The 15,115-nt window shown below is 65.0% G+C and carries 13 protein-coding genes; 5 read left to right on the top strand and 8 right to left on the bottom strand.

The features are described from left to right. Nucleotides 1–14: 14 nt before the first annotated feature. The 4 genes from ACZI8R_RS17670 to ACZI8R_RS17655 all read right to left on the bottom strand — a co-directional run bounded on the left by ACZI8R_RS17670 (nt 15) and on the right by ACZI8R_RS17655 (nt 4,612). A complete protein-coding gene (locus ACZI8R_RS17670) occupies nt 15–836 on the bottom strand; it encodes an alpha/beta fold hydrolase (protein WP_463380961.1) in 822 nt (273 codons plus the stop codon). Between the two features lie 92 nt (nt 837–928). Then, on the bottom strand, nt 929–2,761 hold the full coding sequence (locus ACZI8R_RS17665) for an acyl-CoA dehydrogenase (protein WP_463380960.1): 1,833 nt from the start codon (nt 2,759–2,761) through the stop codon (nt 929–931). 85 nt (nt 2,762–2,846) lie between these two features. After that, the gene (locus tag ACZI8R_RS17660; protein WP_463380959.1) at nt 2,847–3,470 is read right to left on the bottom strand and encodes a class I SAM-dependent methyltransferase; all 624 of its coding nucleotides are present in this window, start codon (nt 3,468–3,470) and stop codon (nt 2,847–2,849) included. Between the two features lie 38 nt (nt 3,471–3,508). After that, complete coding sequence (locus ACZI8R_RS17655; RefSeq protein WP_463380958.1) at nt 3,509–4,612, bottom strand: glycoside hydrolase family 183 protein; 1,104 nt, start codon at nt 4,610–4,612, stop codon at nt 3,509–3,511. Nucleotides 4,613–4,908: 296 nt separating this feature from the next. Between ACZI8R_RS17655 and ACZI8R_RS17650 the strand changes: the two genes are divergently transcribed. Then, complete coding sequence (locus ACZI8R_RS17650) at nt 4,909–5,928, top strand: beta-ketoacyl-ACP synthase III (protein WP_463380957.1); 1,020 nt, start codon at nt 4,909–4,911, stop codon at nt 5,926–5,928. Nucleotides 5,929–6,029: 101 nt separating this feature from the next. After that, the gene (locus tag ACZI8R_RS17645) at nt 6,030–6,656 is read left to right on the top strand and encodes a DUF3060 domain-containing protein (RefSeq protein WP_463380956.1); all 627 of its coding nucleotides are present in this window, start codon (nt 6,030–6,032) and stop codon (nt 6,654–6,656) included. Here ACZI8R_RS17645 and ACZI8R_RS17640 read toward each other — a convergent pair. Further along, nucleotides 6,653–7,798: an alkaline phosphatase family protein gene (locus ACZI8R_RS17640; protein ID WP_463380955.1), complete on the bottom strand. Its 1,146-nt coding sequence runs from the start codon at nt 7,796–7,798 to the stop codon at nt 6,653–6,655. The two genes, ACZI8R_RS17645 and ACZI8R_RS17640, sit on opposite strands and share 4 nt — an antisense overlap. A gap of 89 nt (nt 7,799–7,887) precedes the next feature. Between ACZI8R_RS17640 and ACZI8R_RS17635 the strand changes: the two genes are divergently transcribed. Together ACZI8R_RS17635 and ACZI8R_RS17630 are read left to right on the top strand one after the other, a co-directional pair. Continuing rightward, the gene (locus tag ACZI8R_RS17635; protein ID WP_463380954.1) at nt 7,888–8,793 is read left to right on the top strand and encodes an alpha/beta fold hydrolase; all 906 of its coding nucleotides are present in this window, start codon (nt 7,888–7,890) and stop codon (nt 8,791–8,793) included. 7 nt (nt 8,794–8,800) lie between these two features. Beyond that, nucleotides 8,801–10,078, top strand: coding sequence for a lactate 2-monooxygenase (locus tag ACZI8R_RS17630; RefSeq protein ID WP_463380953.1), 1,278 nt, complete (start codon nt 8,801–8,803; stop codon nt 10,076–10,078). Between the two features lie 22 nt (nt 10,079–10,100). Here the strand turns inward: ACZI8R_RS17630 and ACZI8R_RS17625 are convergent, their stop codons facing one another. Beyond that, a complete protein-coding gene (locus tag ACZI8R_RS17625; protein ID WP_463380952.1) occupies nt 10,101–10,673 on the bottom strand; it encodes a TetR/AcrR family transcriptional regulator in 573 nt (190 codons plus the stop codon). Nucleotides 10,674–10,765: 92 nt separating this feature from the next. Between ACZI8R_RS17625 and ACZI8R_RS17620 the strand changes: the two genes are divergently transcribed. Beyond that, nucleotides 10,766–11,893, top strand: a complete 1,128-nt coding sequence (locus ACZI8R_RS17620) for an NAD(P)-dependent alcohol dehydrogenase (RefSeq protein WP_463380951.1) — start codon at nt 10,766–10,768, stop codon at nt 11,891–11,893. On the opposite strand, the gene ACZI8R_RS17615 is transcribed toward ACZI8R_RS17620, so the two are convergent. After that, nucleotides 11,809–13,995: an MMPL family transporter gene (locus tag ACZI8R_RS17615; RefSeq protein WP_463380950.1), complete on the bottom strand. Its 2,187-nt coding sequence runs from the start codon at nt 13,993–13,995 to the stop codon at nt 11,809–11,811. The genes ACZI8R_RS17620 and ACZI8R_RS17615 overlap by 85 nt on opposite strands. Before the next feature lie 70 nt (nt 13,996–14,065). After that, nucleotides 14,066–15,109: a GmrSD restriction endonuclease domain-containing protein gene (locus ACZI8R_RS17610; RefSeq protein WP_463380949.1), complete on the bottom strand. Its 1,044-nt coding sequence runs from the start codon at nt 15,107–15,109 to the stop codon at nt 14,066–14,068. Between the last annotated feature and the right edge of the window lie 6 nt (nt 15,110–15,115).

Below are 15,115 nucleotides of genomic sequence, written 5' to 3'. Positions count from 1 at the left end.
GGGGATGTGGCCGATCAGCGGGTGACGAAGGCCCGGATCAGTTCGGCGACCCGGGCAGGCGCCTCGACATTGGGGCTGTGCCCTACGCCGTTCACGATCACGGTCTCCGCGCCGGCCGCCCGATAGCGCCGCGCGCTCTCGACGGTGTCGTACATCAGGTCGCCGGTGCCGTGGATGGACAGCGCAGGTAGGCCCAGGTCGGCGATGTGTCGATCGAGGGGCCGTTGCGTGAAGCGTGCCGTGCGTACTTTGGTAACGATGCGGTACATCTCGGGCACCATCGCTGCATAGTCGATACCGGTGCGGTCGAGCTGCGTTTCGCTGGGCCGGAAACAAGGAGCGAAGGCCAAGCGCTGGTGTCGCGCCAGCGTAGGGGTGGACAAGACCCGTTTGTGCAGCACACTTGCGACCACGGGCGGGCCGGCGACCAGCAGCCGGAGCGTCTTCGACGCACAGCGGTAGTCGGGAGCCTGCCCGATGGTGACCACACGATCCGCACGCTCGCGCTCCGCAAGCTCCAACGCGATGTCGGCGCCGAAGGAGTGCCCGACCGCTGCGGCAACACGCGGGATTTCCAGGGTGCCGAGGACTTCCGCGATCGTGTCGGCCTGATCAGGGGCATCGAGTCCGGAGTGACCGCCTGTGCGGCCGTGGCCGCGCAGATCGACGCGGACCACCCGTAATTCATCGGAGAGCTCAGCGGTCACGTCGTCGAACCAGTGGGCAGAACCGGCGAAACCGTGCAGCAGCAATACCGCAGGTGCGTCGGCAGGGCCGTCCTGGCGAACGTGGACGGCGATGTCGGACGTCTGAACCATGGTCGCGTTGCTGCCCATTCGAAGTCTCCTCGATGTCGTGTCGCAATAGGGAAAACGCTGCCCCTCCTCGAAACCGAGGAGGGGCAGCGTCGTTCGAAGCAGAGGCCGGATCAGAATGCGGCTTCGTCGAGCTCCATGATGTCGTTCTCGAGGTTCGCCAGGACACCGCGGGTTGCGGTCAGCTCGGGCAGAACGTTCTTCGCGAAGAAGGACGCGACGGCGACCTTGCCCTCGTAGAACGCCTTGTCCTTGTCCGCACCCTTGTCGAGCGCCTCGAGGGCGATCTCCGAGTGGCGCAGCAGCTGCCAACCGATGAGCAGGTCACCGACGGCGAGCAGGAAGCGGACGGAGCCGAGGCCGACCTTGTACAGCTCGGTCGGCTGCTCCTGGGCACCCATGAGGTGTCCGGTGAGGGTTGCGGCCATGGCCTGGACGTCCTCGAGAGCCGTGGCGAGCAATGCGCGCTCGGCCTTGAGGCGACCGTTACCGGCCTCGCTGTCGATGAACTTCTGGACCTGGCCGGCGACGTGAGCGAGCGCGACGCCACGGTCACGGGCGATCTTCCGGAAGAAGAAGTCCTGCGCCTGGATGGCGGTGGTGCCCTCGTACAGCGAGTCGATCTTCGCGTCGCGGATGTACTGCTCGATCGGGTAGTCCTGCAGGAAGCCGGAGCCACCGAAGGTCTGCAGCGAATCGGTCAGGTACTGGTATGCGCGCTCGGAGCCGACACCCTTGACGATCGGGAGCAGGAGATCGTTGACGCGGAACGCCAGGTCCTTGTCGGCGCCGGAGACGTGCTCGGCGATGTCCAGATCCTGGTGCGCGGCCGTGTAGAGGTAGATCGCGCGCAGGCCCTCCGAGTACGCCTTCTGCGTCATGAGGCTGCGGCGCACGTCGGGGTGGTGCGTGATGGTGACGCGCGGTGCGGCCTTGTCGGTCATCTGGGTGAGATCGGCACCCTGCACGCGCTCCTTGGCGTACTCGAGTGCGTTGAGGTAGCCGGTCGACAGGGTGGCGATGGCCTTGGTGCCGACCATCATGCGAGCGTTCTCGATGACGTCGAACATCTGCGCGATGCCGTTGTGGACCTCGCCGACGAGCCAGCCCTGGGCCGGAACACCGTGGCCACCGAAGGTGACCTCGGTCGTGGCCGAAACCTTGATGCCCATCTTGTGCTCGAGGCCGGTGACGAAGACGCCGTTGCGGTCGCCGAGGGTGTTGGTCTCGAAGTCGAAGTGGAACTTCGGAACGTAGAACAGCGAGAGACCCTTGGTGCCCGGGCCTGCGCCTTCGGGGCGAGCCAGCACCAGATGCATGATGTTCTCGAACAGGTCGTCGGAGTCGCCTGAGGTGATGAAGCGCTTGACGCCCTCGATGTGCCAGGAGCCGTCGCCCTGCTTGATGGCTTTGGTGCGGCCTGCGCCGACGTCGGAGCCTGCGTCGGGCTCGGTGAGGACCATGGTGGCGCCCCAGTTGCGCTCCGAGATCGTCTGCGCCCACTTCTTCTGCTCGTCGGTTCCGTTGTTGTACAGAACCTGCGCGAAGGGTGCGCACGCGGCGTACATCTGGGCCGCAGGGTTGGCGCCGAGGATCAGCTCGCTCAGGGCCCAGGTGACGCTGCTGGGTGCGCCGAGGCCGCCGAGTTCTTCGCGGACGCCGACCTTGGACCACTCGCCGTCTTCGAGTGCCTTGTAGGACTTCTTGAACGACTCGGGCAGCGTGACGACGTGGGTCTCGGGGTCGAACGTCGGCGGGTTGCGGTCGGCATCGGCAAACGACTCGGCCAACGGACCCTCGGCGAGGCGGCGAACTTCGCTCAGCATCTCGCGGACGGTGTCGGAGTCAAGGTCGCCGTACGCGCCGGTCTTCAGAACTTCGTCGAGTCCGAGTGCCTCGAAGAGGTTGAACTCCAGGTCGCGGAGGTTGCTCTTGTAATGGCCCATGTCTTCTGTCTCTCCCAGTGAGATGGTGCGGTCTGTCGTCGAGTACCGCCCAAGTTGTTATTACTCGTCGGTAACATTGCAGATATTACGCCCGATTCATCTGTGTGCCAAGACTCGACCGGCGTCCGACGACAAGTGCGTCGACCGCAATTCCTGCGTCTGTTTCGCGAAGTCGTCGTTCGGCGAGGTCCACTGAAATGTCGACTGGTAGATCGCTTCTCAATTCGTCTGGGGTGTAAAGGATTTCAGGCACCTGTGGGCCACCGACTCCGTGCTCGATATTGCTCGAGTCGTGTCCCAGAATCATGAGGATTCCATCAGGTTTCAGCGAATTTATGGCGCGCTTCACAACGCGGCGTCGTTGAGATCGTGGTAAATGGAGATAAATCAGGAGAGTCAGGTCATAGCCCTCTCCGAACTCGGAATCGGTGATGTCGGCCGTTCGGTAGTCGAGGCGTTCGCGCACCGAACGGGGCGACCGCGACGCTATGGAGCGCGCCTTGTCGATGGCGACGCCGGAGTAGTCGATGCCGGTCACCTGCCATCCGCGGGTCGCCAGCCACAGCGAGTTTCTGCCCTCTCCGCAGGCCAGGTCCAGGGCGCGGCCGTGCGGTAGTGCCGTCAGCTGCTCGACGACGACGTCATTGGGTGGTGCACCCCAGACGAAGTCTTCTCGCGAATAGCGTTCGTCCCACGCGTGCGCATCCATGCCACGAGGTTAGCGCTGCGTGGATTGCCGAGAAGGCGTCAGATCTTTGCCCGCATGAGCAGCACGTTGTAGTTCGAGTGCACGGTGGTGAGGAAGTACAGGTCCGGGCCGGACGACCACGGGTGGATGTACGCGCCGTAGGCGGACGGAAGCTCGCGAGTGTCGACGAGAACCTCGGGCGGGCTCCACGGTCCGGTGATCGAGGGAGACTTGCGCATGACCACCGAATTGAACTCGTCGGTGGTGAGCATGACGTATTGGCCCAGGTAGTCGTTGTACGCAACCGAGATTTCTCCGACGCCGCCCGCGACGATCGGCTTGGCTGCCTCGGGCTTGCCCTTGACCCACTTGCCGCCGTCGAAGTACTCGTACGCGCCGAGATCCATGATCTGCGCATCCGGAACTCGCGCCACGTGGACGAGTCCGCCACGGCCGGGGGGCGTGCCGTACTGGTAGACGAACCCGCCCGACTTCACGAACGAACTCATCTGGAAGTTCTTGTTGCCGCCTTCGTTGGGGCGGTTGGTCTCGGGGGCTTCCGTCCAGTTCTCGCCGTTGTCGTGGGAGTAGACGAGACCGGAGTAGTTGGTCTCCCAGGTCCCGGCCGGACCCCAGTTCTTGACCGACATCATGCTCATGACCTGTGTGTCACCGACCGCGACGCCGGCGGTGGGGATGCGGCTGATCTCGACGAACGGAACCTTGGGGCTGGGAATCAGCTCCTTGGACTGTCCGAGCAGGTCGCGCGGGGTGTTGTCGAAGTTCATGCCGTCGGCGAGGTCGCCGTCGCGGCTGCGGAAGAGCACGCTGCTGTGCCACTGCCACAGGCTGCCCGACAGCAGGTTGGGGACACCGAGGCCGGCCGAGTCGCCGAATGCGGTGAGGATCTCACCCTTGCCGTTGTCCCACATCACGCCCAGGTCGGTGCCGAGGACGTTGGTGTTCTGGGTGTTGTTGGCGCTGAGCATGCCGGTCTGCTGCGCGACCACCTGGGTGCGCCCGTGGAGCTGGGGCAGGCCGGTGGTGCCGTTGAGTCCCGGGATGGGATTGATCGCGTTGGGATTCGCCGATACCGGCGCTGCCAGTACGAGGAGCGCTGCTCCTGCGAAAGACGCGACGGCGAGAGATCTGGTCCGCTTCACGATATGTCTACCCCCGTGCTGTGGGCCGTGGGCGCACAGTTACTCCCGAGACGCGCATCCACTGCTGGTGTGCTTGTTGGTGGTGGTTCTCCGGTTACCCAGCGTGCTCAATGGTCATCCGGCGTATCGACGGTATCAGGGTTTCGTTATCGTTTTGATATTACCCACCAGTAGCGGTAACTGAAATGTCGCGGTAGTGGGCGGTCGGTCCCCCGGAGGTGTGCGGCGTAACGCGTCGGTAGATTCACCGATTGTGCAATAGGGGCTGGCCACTGAACTAGGAGAGTCGAAAACTTATGGGAAAGCCGATCGCAACCCTGGCAGGCGGGCGCCACGCCGCACTTCTCGGATTGGGGGTTCACCGGCCTGAGCGCATTGTCGGCAACGACGAGATCTGCGAACTCATCGACTCGTCGGACGAGTGGATCCAGTCGCGGTCCGGTATTCGCAACCGCCGATTCGCCGGGGAAGACGAGAGTGTCCTCGACATGACCGTCAGTGCCGGCCGTAAAGCCTTGGAAGCGAGTGGGATCGATCCCCAGCAGATCGGCGCCGTCATCGTGGCGACGGGGACCTATCCGCTCCAAACTCCCCAATGTGCCTCGGTTGCCGCCGACCAGCTCGGGATGAAGGGCCCGGCCGCATTCGATCTGGCCGGTGGTTGTGCCGGATTCTGCTACGCACTCGGTGTGGCTTCCGATCTGATCCGGGGCGGAACTGCCGAGTACATCCTCGTCGTCGGCGTGGAACGTATGACCGACTCGACCGAACCGACGGATCGCAGCGTTCGATTCATCTTCGGTGACGGTGCGGGAGCCGTGGTGGTCGGCCGTAGCGAGACGGTGGGCATCGGCCCCGTCGAATGGGGTTCGGACGGTTCGCAATCCGACGCGATCCGACAGGAACCGGACTGGATGTCCTTCGTGCACAACCCTTCGGGTCCGCGACCGTGGATCAAGATGGCCGGGACGGCCGTCTTCCGTTGGGCCGCATTCGAGATGGGCAAGGTGGCAGTGGCCGCCGTCGAGAAGGCAGGTCTCGAACTGGAGGACCTGGATGCCTTCGTCCCACACCAGGCCAATCAGCGCATCACAGAGGTGATCGCACGCAGTATCAAGCTGCCGGAGAACATCCCCGTGTCCGAGGACATCGCGGAATCCGGGAACACGTCCGCTGCGTCCATTCCGCTGGCGATGGAATCGATGTTGCGCACCGGGCAGGCGAAGGCCGGCGACACTGCACTTCTGCTCGCATTCGGTGCGGGACTGTCGTACGCAGCGCAGGTCGTGCACATGCCGCCGCTCGCGAAGAACTGACAACACGCCGCTCGGTGTGCCCCCGTCGATTTCGGCGGGGGCACTGCTAGCTTGCTCTCCGGGTAATCGGCTCCCGGTGGGGAGCAGAAGGAGGCGAATCCATGCGGTGTGCTCCACCGATGGTCGGAGTGCTGGCCGCTGTGCTTGCGGCAGTCCTGGCAGGTTGCGCGGGAGTGGGAAACGGCGAGGCGAGCGATTCGGATACGTCGGGAGAGTCGGTCGAGCTCAACGAGGGTGGCGACTGCGCGGGCCGCGACGTGTTGATCAACAGGGACGGCGTCGGGGTGGTGCTGGCCGGTGACTGCGGAACGGTGACGATCGAGGCCAACGGTGCACGCGTGGACGTGGAGCGTTCGGAATCGGTCGTCGTGGCCGGTCAGGACAACAGCGTGACGGGTCGTGAGACCGGCGCACTCACCGTCTCCGGTCGAAGCAACTCGACCACAGTCGATTCCGCCGGTTCTGTCGAGATCCGCGGCAACGTCGTCTCGGTCACGGGCAGGCATGCCGAACAGGTGAAGGTGACCGGAAGTGGAAACTTCGTTGCAGTCGACGATGTCGCATCGGTCGGATTGCAGGGCAACGACAACCATGTGATCGGCGCGGCAATCGGCGCGCTCGAGCTGTCGGGGTCGAACAATTCGGTCGACTGGAGTTCCGGCATCGAACGCCCGGGCCGCAACACTGGCTCGGACAACAAGATCACGGGGCCGGTGGCCGGCGCCTAGGAATGGAGTACGGGGATCAGGAGTTCGTCGTCGGTGAGTCCGCCGTGATGCCCTGGCAGCGCCGACAATCGTGATTCTGCTTTGCGCCGGACCGCGGCGGTGGGGCCGCACGAGACCGCGAGGACGTCACCGATTCTGGCCGACGCCTCGGGCGTGACTCTTGGCCCGAACAAGCCCGCGGTCACGGCTTCGGCCCGGGTGCCGATCCACATCTCTTCACCGAGGACGGCGCGCCACCTTTCTGCTACGGCATCCGTATCGCCGGGCCGCGTGTGCACGTGGCGGCATCGGGGTTCGCCCGCAAGTGTGCGGACACCTTTCGTCAGTTCAGGGACGGTGTCGGCATCGATCTTGTGTTCGTCGTCCACGGTCACCATGCCGTGATCCGCCGTCACGTAGAGCGTCACCGTCGGTCCCAGTGCGGAGACCAATTCGCGGACCAGCAGATCGACGAGGCGCAATTGCGCGCGCCAGGGCGCCGTGCCGGGACCGTAGACATGTCCGATCGTGTCGAGTTCGCTGACGTAGCAATAGGTGAGCGTGCGGTCGGCGGACAGGGCTGCGTGCGCAGTGTGTGCGATCAGATCTCCGTGGGTGACGGCACCGGTGAAGGTGCCGCCCCGCAGGACTGCCCTGGTGAGGCCGGTTCCCTCGAATTTCTCCGGCACGACGAGCGTCGTGGTCACCTCGGCGCCGGCAGCACGTTCGAAGACCGTGGCGTGGGGCTGCACCTGCTCCGGGACAAGGTGCTCGAGTTCGTCACGTCGATCGCCCACGCGTCGCCACGACAACCAGTTCACGACGCCACGAATCTCGCGCACGTAGGACTGATAGCCCGTGATCCCGTGGGCACCGGAGGGCAAGCCGGTTGCCAGAGACGCGATGCTCGTCGCAGTGGTGGTGGGGAACCCGGCCCGGATCGGCCGCCCGCCGAGCCCGGTCAGGAAGGGCGCGTCCGCGCTGTGTTCCCTCAGTAAGTTCCAGCCGAGCCCGTCGACGAGGAGGACGACTGCACGATTCGTCGAGGGCAGGTCCAGCCGGTTCGACTCGCCGCCGACTCCCAGAGCGGCGAGTACCGACGGCATGACCGTCGACAGGGTTGCCTGCGAGTAGACGTCGTGGGCCTGTGACGTGACGGACATGCCTCCATGATGCGGCACGAATCCCGACGCTGTGGTCGTACCGACAACCTGTCGAAGTGGTGACTGTGGTCACGTGTAATGCTGTTCGCATGGTTGATATCGCACGTCCTCAACTGGAAGGCACTGTTGCGGTCGGGGAGGGTCGACGGCTCGGGTTCGCGGAGTTCGGATCGGCGCAGGGCAGAGCTGTTTTCTGGCTGCACGGCACGCCCGGTGCCCGGCGTCAGATACCGATGGAGGCGCGTGCCTTCGCCGAACGCGAGAACATTCGGTTGATCGGGATCGACCGCCCGGGGGTCGGGTCGTCGACGTCCCACCGGTACGGCTCCGTCCTGGACTTCGCAGCCGATATGGAGACAGTGGCGGACACGCTGGGGGTCGACAAGATGGCCATCGTCGGCTTGTCCGGTGGTGGCCCGTACGCGCTGGCATCCGCTTATGCGATGCCGGGCCGGGTCGTCGCATTGGGTGTTCTCGGCGGCGTCGCTCCGTCACAAGGGCCCGAGGCGATCAAGGGCGGCCTCGTGGATCTGGGTGTCATGGTCGCGCCCCTCCTTGCGGTGGGCGGCGCGCCGGTGGGTGCCTTGGCCAGTTCGGTGATCCGCTTGGCCCGTCCGTTCGCCTCACCGATCATCGACCTCTACGGACTGGCCTCGCCTGCCGGGGACCGAAGGCTTCTGGCGCGCCCGGAATTCAAGGCCATGTTCCTCGACGACCTCCTCAACGGTGGTCGTAAACAGATGGGGGCGCCGTTCGCCGACATCGTGCTGTTCGCGCAGGACTGGGGTTTTCGGGCCGCTGACGTGAAGACCCCCGTGCGTTGGTGGCACGGGGACTGCGACCACATCATTCCGTACCGGCACGGCGAGCACATGGTGTCGCTGCTGCCGGATGCCAAGTTCTTCCCCATGCCAGGGGAGAGTCACCTGGGTGGGCTCGGCAAGGCGGAAGAGATTCTGACGGGCATGCAGGAGATCTGGGACGCGGCGGAGTGAGATTTCGATGACCGCGGAGGAGTCTGCCGGGCGGGAACGTCAGAACGTCATCTACCGCGACGGGGTATTCGGTCGTAGGCCGAAGGTGCCCACCGACTTCGAGAGCCTCGAGCGGGCCGCGAAGAAGAAGATGAGTGCTGAGGCATGGGCCTACGTCCACGGTGGTGCCGGGTCGGGACGCACCGTGCAGGCCAATCGGGATGCCTTCGATCGTTGGCAGATCGTGCCACGGGTCCTGCGGGACGTGTCGCGGCGTGACATCGGGGTCGAGCTGTTCGGGCGGCGCCTCCCGTCGCCGGTCTTGTTGGCGCCGGTCGGTGCGGCCGAACTGGCCGGGCCGGGCGCAGACGTGGCAATCGCCTCGGCAGCTTCGGAACTCGGTGTGCCGTACATCTTCTCGAACCAAGGCAGTGCTCCGATGGAGAAGAGTGCCGCGGCGATGGGCGATTCGCCGCGGTGGTTCCAGCTGTACTGGAGTACCGAAGACGATCTCGTGGACAGCCTGCTCGAACGGGCCGAGAATGTGGGCGCCGATGCCGTGGTGGTCACCCTCGACACGACGATGCTCGGCTGGCGTCCCGAGGACCTGAACCTGGGCTCCCTTCCTTTCGCTCGAGGCAAAGGGATAGCGCAGTACACCTCCGACCCGGTCTTCATGCGCATCGTGCGCGAGAGAATCGCTGCGGCACTGCCCGAACCGAACGCCGAGGTGACGATCGGTGCAGTTCGGTCGTTGCTGTCGATGACCAGTCGCTTTCCTGGAAAGTTTCTCGACAACCTGCGGTCGCCGGAACCTCGGGCAGCGGTCGAGACGTTTCTGGACATCTACTCGCGTCCGTCGTTGGGGTGGACGGAACTCGAGTCGGTGCGCGAGCGCACGTCGTTGCCGGTACTGCTGAAGGGTGTCCTGCACCCCGACGACGCCCGTCGTGCAGTGGACATCGGAATGGACGGAATCGTGGTGTCCAACCACGGCGGTCGGCAAGTCGACGGTGGGGTGTCCTCCCTCGACGCGCTCACAGACATCGCGCCCGCGGTGGACAGTGCGGTGCCGATCGTCCTGGACAGTGGAATTCGAAGTGGCGCCGACGTGTTCAAGGCTTTGGCCCTGGGTGCGGATGCCGTCACTCTCGGTCGCCCCCACCTGTACGGCCTCGCGCTCGCCGGTCAGGACGGCGTTCGCGATGTCACGGCGAACATCATCGCGGAGTTCGATCTGACGATGGGCCTCAGTGGGCTGACGTCCGTCGCCGACATCACGAAGGATGCACTGCGGCACGTGTAGCCGGCGTTCGCGCGCTCGGAGGTCAGGTCCGGCAGAATGCCCGGCGCGTCGTGGCTGCGAGGGCGTCCCGGCGACGGTCGTGGACGTGCACCTCTTCTTCCGGGGTGGCCGTGTACACGATCGCGGATTGTGCCCACGTGGCGGCAAGGGCAATGAGCATGGGCCAGAGGTCTTCTGCGGCAATGTCGTCGACCAACACGCCCCGTCGCACGGCGTCGTCGAGGTTCGCGTACACGTCGGCATCGTGGTCGGGTATGTGGGCGAACAGTGCGCCGGCAGGTGTACGTTCCAGTCGCGCCCAGGTCAGGAGCCGCACGAGATCGGGATCGCCGAGATAGCCGTCGTAGAGCCGCACCGCGTACCCCGGCAGGTCGTCGGCATTCAGCTGGACGTCCCGCACATTCGCGTCGACGCGTGCGGCGAACACGGCATCGAAGAGCTTGTCCTTGCTTCCGAAGTAGCTGTAGATCTGTGATTTGTTGATTGCTGCGGCGGCCGCGATCCGGTCCACTCGAGACCCTGCGATGCCGTGCTCGGCGAACTCGTCGGTCGCCGCGGCGAGGATTCTCCCCTTGGTCGCCACTGCATCACCCATGCCGTCATTCAATCATGACCAACCGGTTGGTTGCGGCCTGGTACGTGCGGCGATACCGTAGAACCAACTAGTTGGTTACTTCTGGAGGATGCATGCGAACAACCGTTGGATACCGAGCCGTCGAGGCGAAAGCCCCAATGGCACGGTGGAGCTTCGAGCGTCGAGACCTACGAACCGACGATGTCGCCGTAAAGGTCACACACACCGGTGTGTGTCATACCGACCTTCATGCGGTGCGTACTCCGGCGAACGCCGGCGGTGTCTTTCCGGTGGTACCGGGCCACGAGTTCGTCGGAATCGTCACGGAGGTCGGCTCTGCGGTGTCGGATTTCGCCGTCGGTGACGCGGTGGCGGTCGGAAACATCGTCGACTCCTGCAGCGAATGCGATATGTGCCTGACAGGCCAGGAGAACTTCTGCCGAGCCTTTCCCACGCTCACCTACGGCGGCACCGATCGTCACGACGGTTCGACCACGTTCGGCGCCTTCTCGAGCGAATACGTGGTGCGTGATCGATTCGTCTATCAGCGGCCGGTGACGTTGGACCCCGCGGCGGTCGCACCGCTGATGTGCGCGGGTATCACCGTGTGGGAGCCGCTGCGACGGTGGAACGTGGGCCCGGGAACAGCAGTCGGCGTCGTCGGACTCGGCGGCCTCGGGCACTTGGCCGTGAAGTTCGCGCGAGCACTCGGTGCAGAAGTCACCGTATTCACGACCTCTGCTGCCAAAGCGGCGGACGCCCGGGCGCTCGGAGCGGCACGGGTGGTCGTCTCGACAGACGAGAAAGCGATGGCGGAGCAGGTCGGGGCTCTCGACCTCGTCGTGGATTGCATTCCGATCGAACATGACCTTGCCCCGTACTTGAAGTGCCTCGCCCTCGACGGAACGCTCTGTGTACTCGGCTACTTGGGTCCGGTGAGCGTGGAGATCCTCGACTTGCTGATCGGCAGGAAGAGTCTCACATCCGGCGGGAGCGGCGGGTCGTCGTCGACGCAGGAGATGCTCGATTTCTGCGGAGCGAACGGGATCGTGGCCGACGTGGAAGTGTTGCCTTCCGCGCTGGTCGACAGCGCACTCGATCGACTGTCGCGCAACGATGTCCGTCACCGTTTCGTGCTGGACATGGCCGATCTCGATCAGTCGCGGGATGCCAGTTCGCGCTCGAGCTTCTCGCCCTCGATGTCGAAATCGGGTACCGCACGTCCGAACCACTTGGGGTGATACCAGATTCGCCCCTTCACGATGGCCATCACTGCGGGAACCAGAGTCAGCCGCACGAGGAAGGCGTCGACGAACACCCCGACCGCGAGACTGAAGCCGAGTGCTTTCACGATGGGGTCCGAAGTGAAGACGAACGAGGAGAACACTCCGACCATGATGAGCGCGGCAGCGGACACCACTCTGGCGCTCGCTCCGAGTCCGTGTTCCACGGCCAGTACCCCGCGGCCGGTCTTCTCGTAGTGCGCCTTGATGCGAGAGACCAGGAAGAGTTCGTAGTCGTTGGAGAGCCCGAAGATTATGGCCAGCAATATGATCGGCAAGAAGCTCAGCGTGTCTGCGGGTGTCACGCCGAGAAGATCGTGTAGCCAACCCCATTGGAACACGGCGACTTGAGCGCCGAACGCGGCGGCAATGGACAGTAGGAACCCCAGCACGGACTTGATCGGTACGAGAACTGTGCGGAATGCGATGGTCAACAGCAGTATCGCCAGTCCCACGACGACCAAGAGGAATATCGGCAGCGCGGTCGCGAGGGTGTCCGTGGCGTCGATGTTGGTGGCGGTGGGTCCGGCGACGTAGATGGTCGAGCCGTTCTGCTGGCCGAGATTCTCGGCTTGATCCCTGATGGTCTTCACGAGATCGGTGGTCTGCGGGTCGTTCGGAGCGGTCCGCGGGATCGCCGAGATGATGGCGGTGTCGTTCTGCGGCGGAACAGCGATGTTGGCGGTCGCCACGTCCGGCTGCTGTTGCAGCATGGTGAGCGCTTCCGGGACTGCCTGCGCATCGGTTGCGGACGCGGTGTCCACGATGATGGTCAGCGGTCCGTTGGCGCCGGGTCCGAAGCTGTCCCCGATGAGTTGGTATGCCTTGTACGACGTGTCGGACGTGGGTTTGCTGTCTCCGGTGGGGAGTCCGAGTTGCATGCTGAGTGCCGGGATCGCCATGACGAGCAGTCCAGCGACTCCGACCACGAGAAGTGGATACCGGAATCGCACCACGAATCGCGCCCAGCGGGCGCCGAGGGTACGCTGCGGGTGTTCGACTGCGCCTCGTGCGATCGCTTCGGGCTTACGGCCGGGGATCGGCGAACGAACGAACTTGGTGACCTTGTTTCCCGCGAACCCGAGCAATGCGGGCAGGAGCGTCAAGGTCAGGAGCGCGGCGATCAGCACGGCGCCTGCGGCGGTGACTCCCATGATCGTCAGGAACGGGATGCCGACCACGCTCAGTCCGCACAGCGCGACGATGACGGTCAGGGCAGCGAACACGACGGCGCCGCCAGCGGTTCCCACCGCGTGCGCCGCAGAGTCGGCCACCGACTTACCTTCGAGCACGTTCGCCCGGTGGCGGGTGAGAACGAACAGGGCGTAGTCGATTCCGCACGCGAGACTCAGCATGATCGCCAGCGATGTGGTCGCGGACTGCACGTTGATGACAGATGCCAGCGCCATCACACCCATGAGCGAGATGACGACTCCGACGACGGCGGTGAGGATAGGCAGCCCGGCGGCGATCAGGGCACCGAACATCACCACGAGAATGACGAAGGCTATGGCCATCCCGACCAGTTCGGGGATCTCCGAGATCTCGGTTTCGTACCCCGGATAGACCTGGCCGCCGAACTCCACCTCGAGACCTGCCGCACGAGCAGGATCCGTGGCGGAATCGAGGGCGTCCAGCGACGAACCCTCGAGGCCGGTCATGTCGGTGTCGAACTGGACCGGCGAGTACGCCACCTGTCCGTCCGGGGCGATCGTCTGTGCCTGGTAAGGATCGACGGCGGAAGCGACCTGAGGGCCGGCCTCAATACCCTGCACCGTCTGCTCGATGGCGGCACGGACGTTCGGGTCGGACAGCTGGGCACCGCCGTTCGCCGCGAACACCACCTGTGTCTGCGCGCCGGCGGCCGCCGGAATCCGTTCCTCGAGCAGGTCGGTGCCCTGTGCGGACGGCGTTCCCGGAATGCTGAAGTCGTTCACGGTCTTTCCGCCGGAGAGAATCCCGAGCGCGACCATGCCGATCAGCGCGAGAGTCCAGAAGGTGACGACGTACCTACGTCGATGAAACGACCATCGAGCAAGGCGGTACAAGTAGCGCGACATGACCGTCCCTCGTTCCGCCGGAGATTCTCATCCGAGATACCCCGGAACGGGCGGCCTCAATCCTCAATCCTCACCCCTCGCAGCCGACTCCGTCGCTGTCGCCGTCGAGCTTGGGCGAGTAGCCCGGAGACCCGGCGTAGACCGGTGCGGCGCCCGCTGCCCGGGCCGCCGCGCAATTCGCGAAGGGCCCCACCGGCGCGACCGGGGCAGGCGCTTGCTCGACGACCGGTGCTTGCTCGACCACGGGTGCCTGCTCGACCACGGGTGCCTGCTCGATCACGGGAGCCGGTGCAGGCGCGGGCTCCGGTGCGGGCGCGCTGTCGCAGTTGGTGAGCACGCGTTCGATGGCGTCACGCTCGGCCTGGGTGACCCAGAGGTCGTAGGCGGCCTTCACCTCGACCTGTGCCGACACGTAGTCGCAGCGGAACGTCTTGTTCGGCGGAAGCCATGTCGCCGCGTCGCCGTCGGACTTCTGCTGGTTGGCGCGGCCCTCGACTGCCCGGAGATTGCGTGGGTCGTTGGCGAAGTTCGCGCGAGTGCGGCTGTCGAGCTGTTGGGCGCCCTTCTGCCAGGCATCGGAGAGGGCGACGACGTGGTCGATCTGAACGGCGTTCGACGTGTTCGCTCCGCGTACGAAGGCGATGCTCGTGGCGGTGTACGGATCGTGGAGCGTTCCGGACTTCACAGCGCAGCCGTTCGATCCCGGCTTGAACGCGATGTCGACCAGATCGCGCTGCAGGATGTCGTTGCGGGTGTCACAGCCGTTGTGTCCGCCGTCCACATCGACGTCGTCCGTCCACGACTGTCCGAACAGATCCCGGTCGTAGCCGGTCTTGGGGGCTCGCCCTTTGATTTCGATGGAGTTCAGTTGGGCCAGTGCGGCTTCCACCCGCGACCCGCCGTCGGCTTCCGGGGCCACGACAAGTTGCAGCGGGGGTGCGGGCGCGTCGATCGTGGTGGTCGGCGTAGCGGTCGTTGCCGGAGCCGTGACTGCTGCCGGGGTGCTCGTGTTCTCGCCCACGACCGAGGTGTCCTCGTCCGGTTCCGCGCACGATGCGCAGGCGATCGCGACGACGATCCCACCGGCCACCCACGGCCACTTCTTGCGGGTCATGCTTGT

Source organism: Rhodococcus huquni (assembly GCF_055231055.1).
Note: the sequence above shows the minus strand (reverse complement) of the source record. Positions and strands in the feature narration are given on the sequence as shown.

What these genes read in the sequence shown, in the direction of transcription:
- ACZI8R_RS17660 (WP_463380959.1), bottom strand. Translation starts at nt 3,470, where the DNA reads ATGGATGCGCACGCGTGGGACGAACGCTATTCGCGAGAAGACTTCGTC.
- ACZI8R_RS17645 (WP_463380956.1), top strand. Translation starts at nt 6,030, where the DNA reads ATGCGGTGTGCTCCACCGATGGTCGGAGTGCTGGCCGCTGTGCTTGCG.
- ACZI8R_RS17665 (WP_463380960.1), bottom strand. Translation starts at nt 2,761, where the DNA reads ATGGGCCATTACAAGAGCAACCTCCGCGACCTGGAGTTCAACCTCTTC.
- ACZI8R_RS17670 (WP_463380961.1), bottom strand. Translation starts at nt 836, where the DNA reads ATGGGCAGCAACGCGACCATGGTTCAGACGTCCGACATCGCCGTCCAC.
- ACZI8R_RS17610 (WP_463380949.1), bottom strand. Translation starts at nt 15,109, where the DNA reads ATGACCCGCAAGAAGTGGCCGTGGGTGGCCGGTGGGATCGTCGTCGCG.
- ACZI8R_RS17640 (WP_463380955.1), bottom strand. Translation starts at nt 7,798, where the DNA reads ATGTCCGTCACGTCACAGGCCCACGACGTCTACTCGCAGGCAACCCTG.
- ACZI8R_RS17615 (WP_463380950.1), bottom strand. Translation starts at nt 13,995, where the DNA reads ATGTCGCGCTACTTGTACCGCCTTGCTCGATGGTCGTTTCATCGACGT.
- ACZI8R_RS17630 (WP_463380953.1), top strand. Translation starts at nt 8,801, where the DNA reads ATGACCGCGGAGGAGTCTGCCGGGCGGGAACGTCAGAACGTCATCTAC.
- ACZI8R_RS17625 (WP_463380952.1), bottom strand. Translation starts at nt 10,673, where the DNA reads ATGGGTGATGCAGTGGCGACCAAGGGGAGAATCCTCGCCGCGGCGACC.
- ACZI8R_RS17635 (WP_463380954.1), top strand. Translation starts at nt 7,888, where the DNA reads ATGGTTGATATCGCACGTCCTCAACTGGAAGGCACTGTTGCGGTCGGG.
- ACZI8R_RS17620 (WP_463380951.1), top strand. Translation starts at nt 10,766, where the DNA reads ATGCGAACAACCGTTGGATACCGAGCCGTCGAGGCGAAAGCCCCAATG.
- ACZI8R_RS17650 (WP_463380957.1), top strand. Translation starts at nt 4,909, where the DNA reads ATGGGAAAGCCGATCGCAACCCTGGCAGGCGGGCGCCACGCCGCACTT.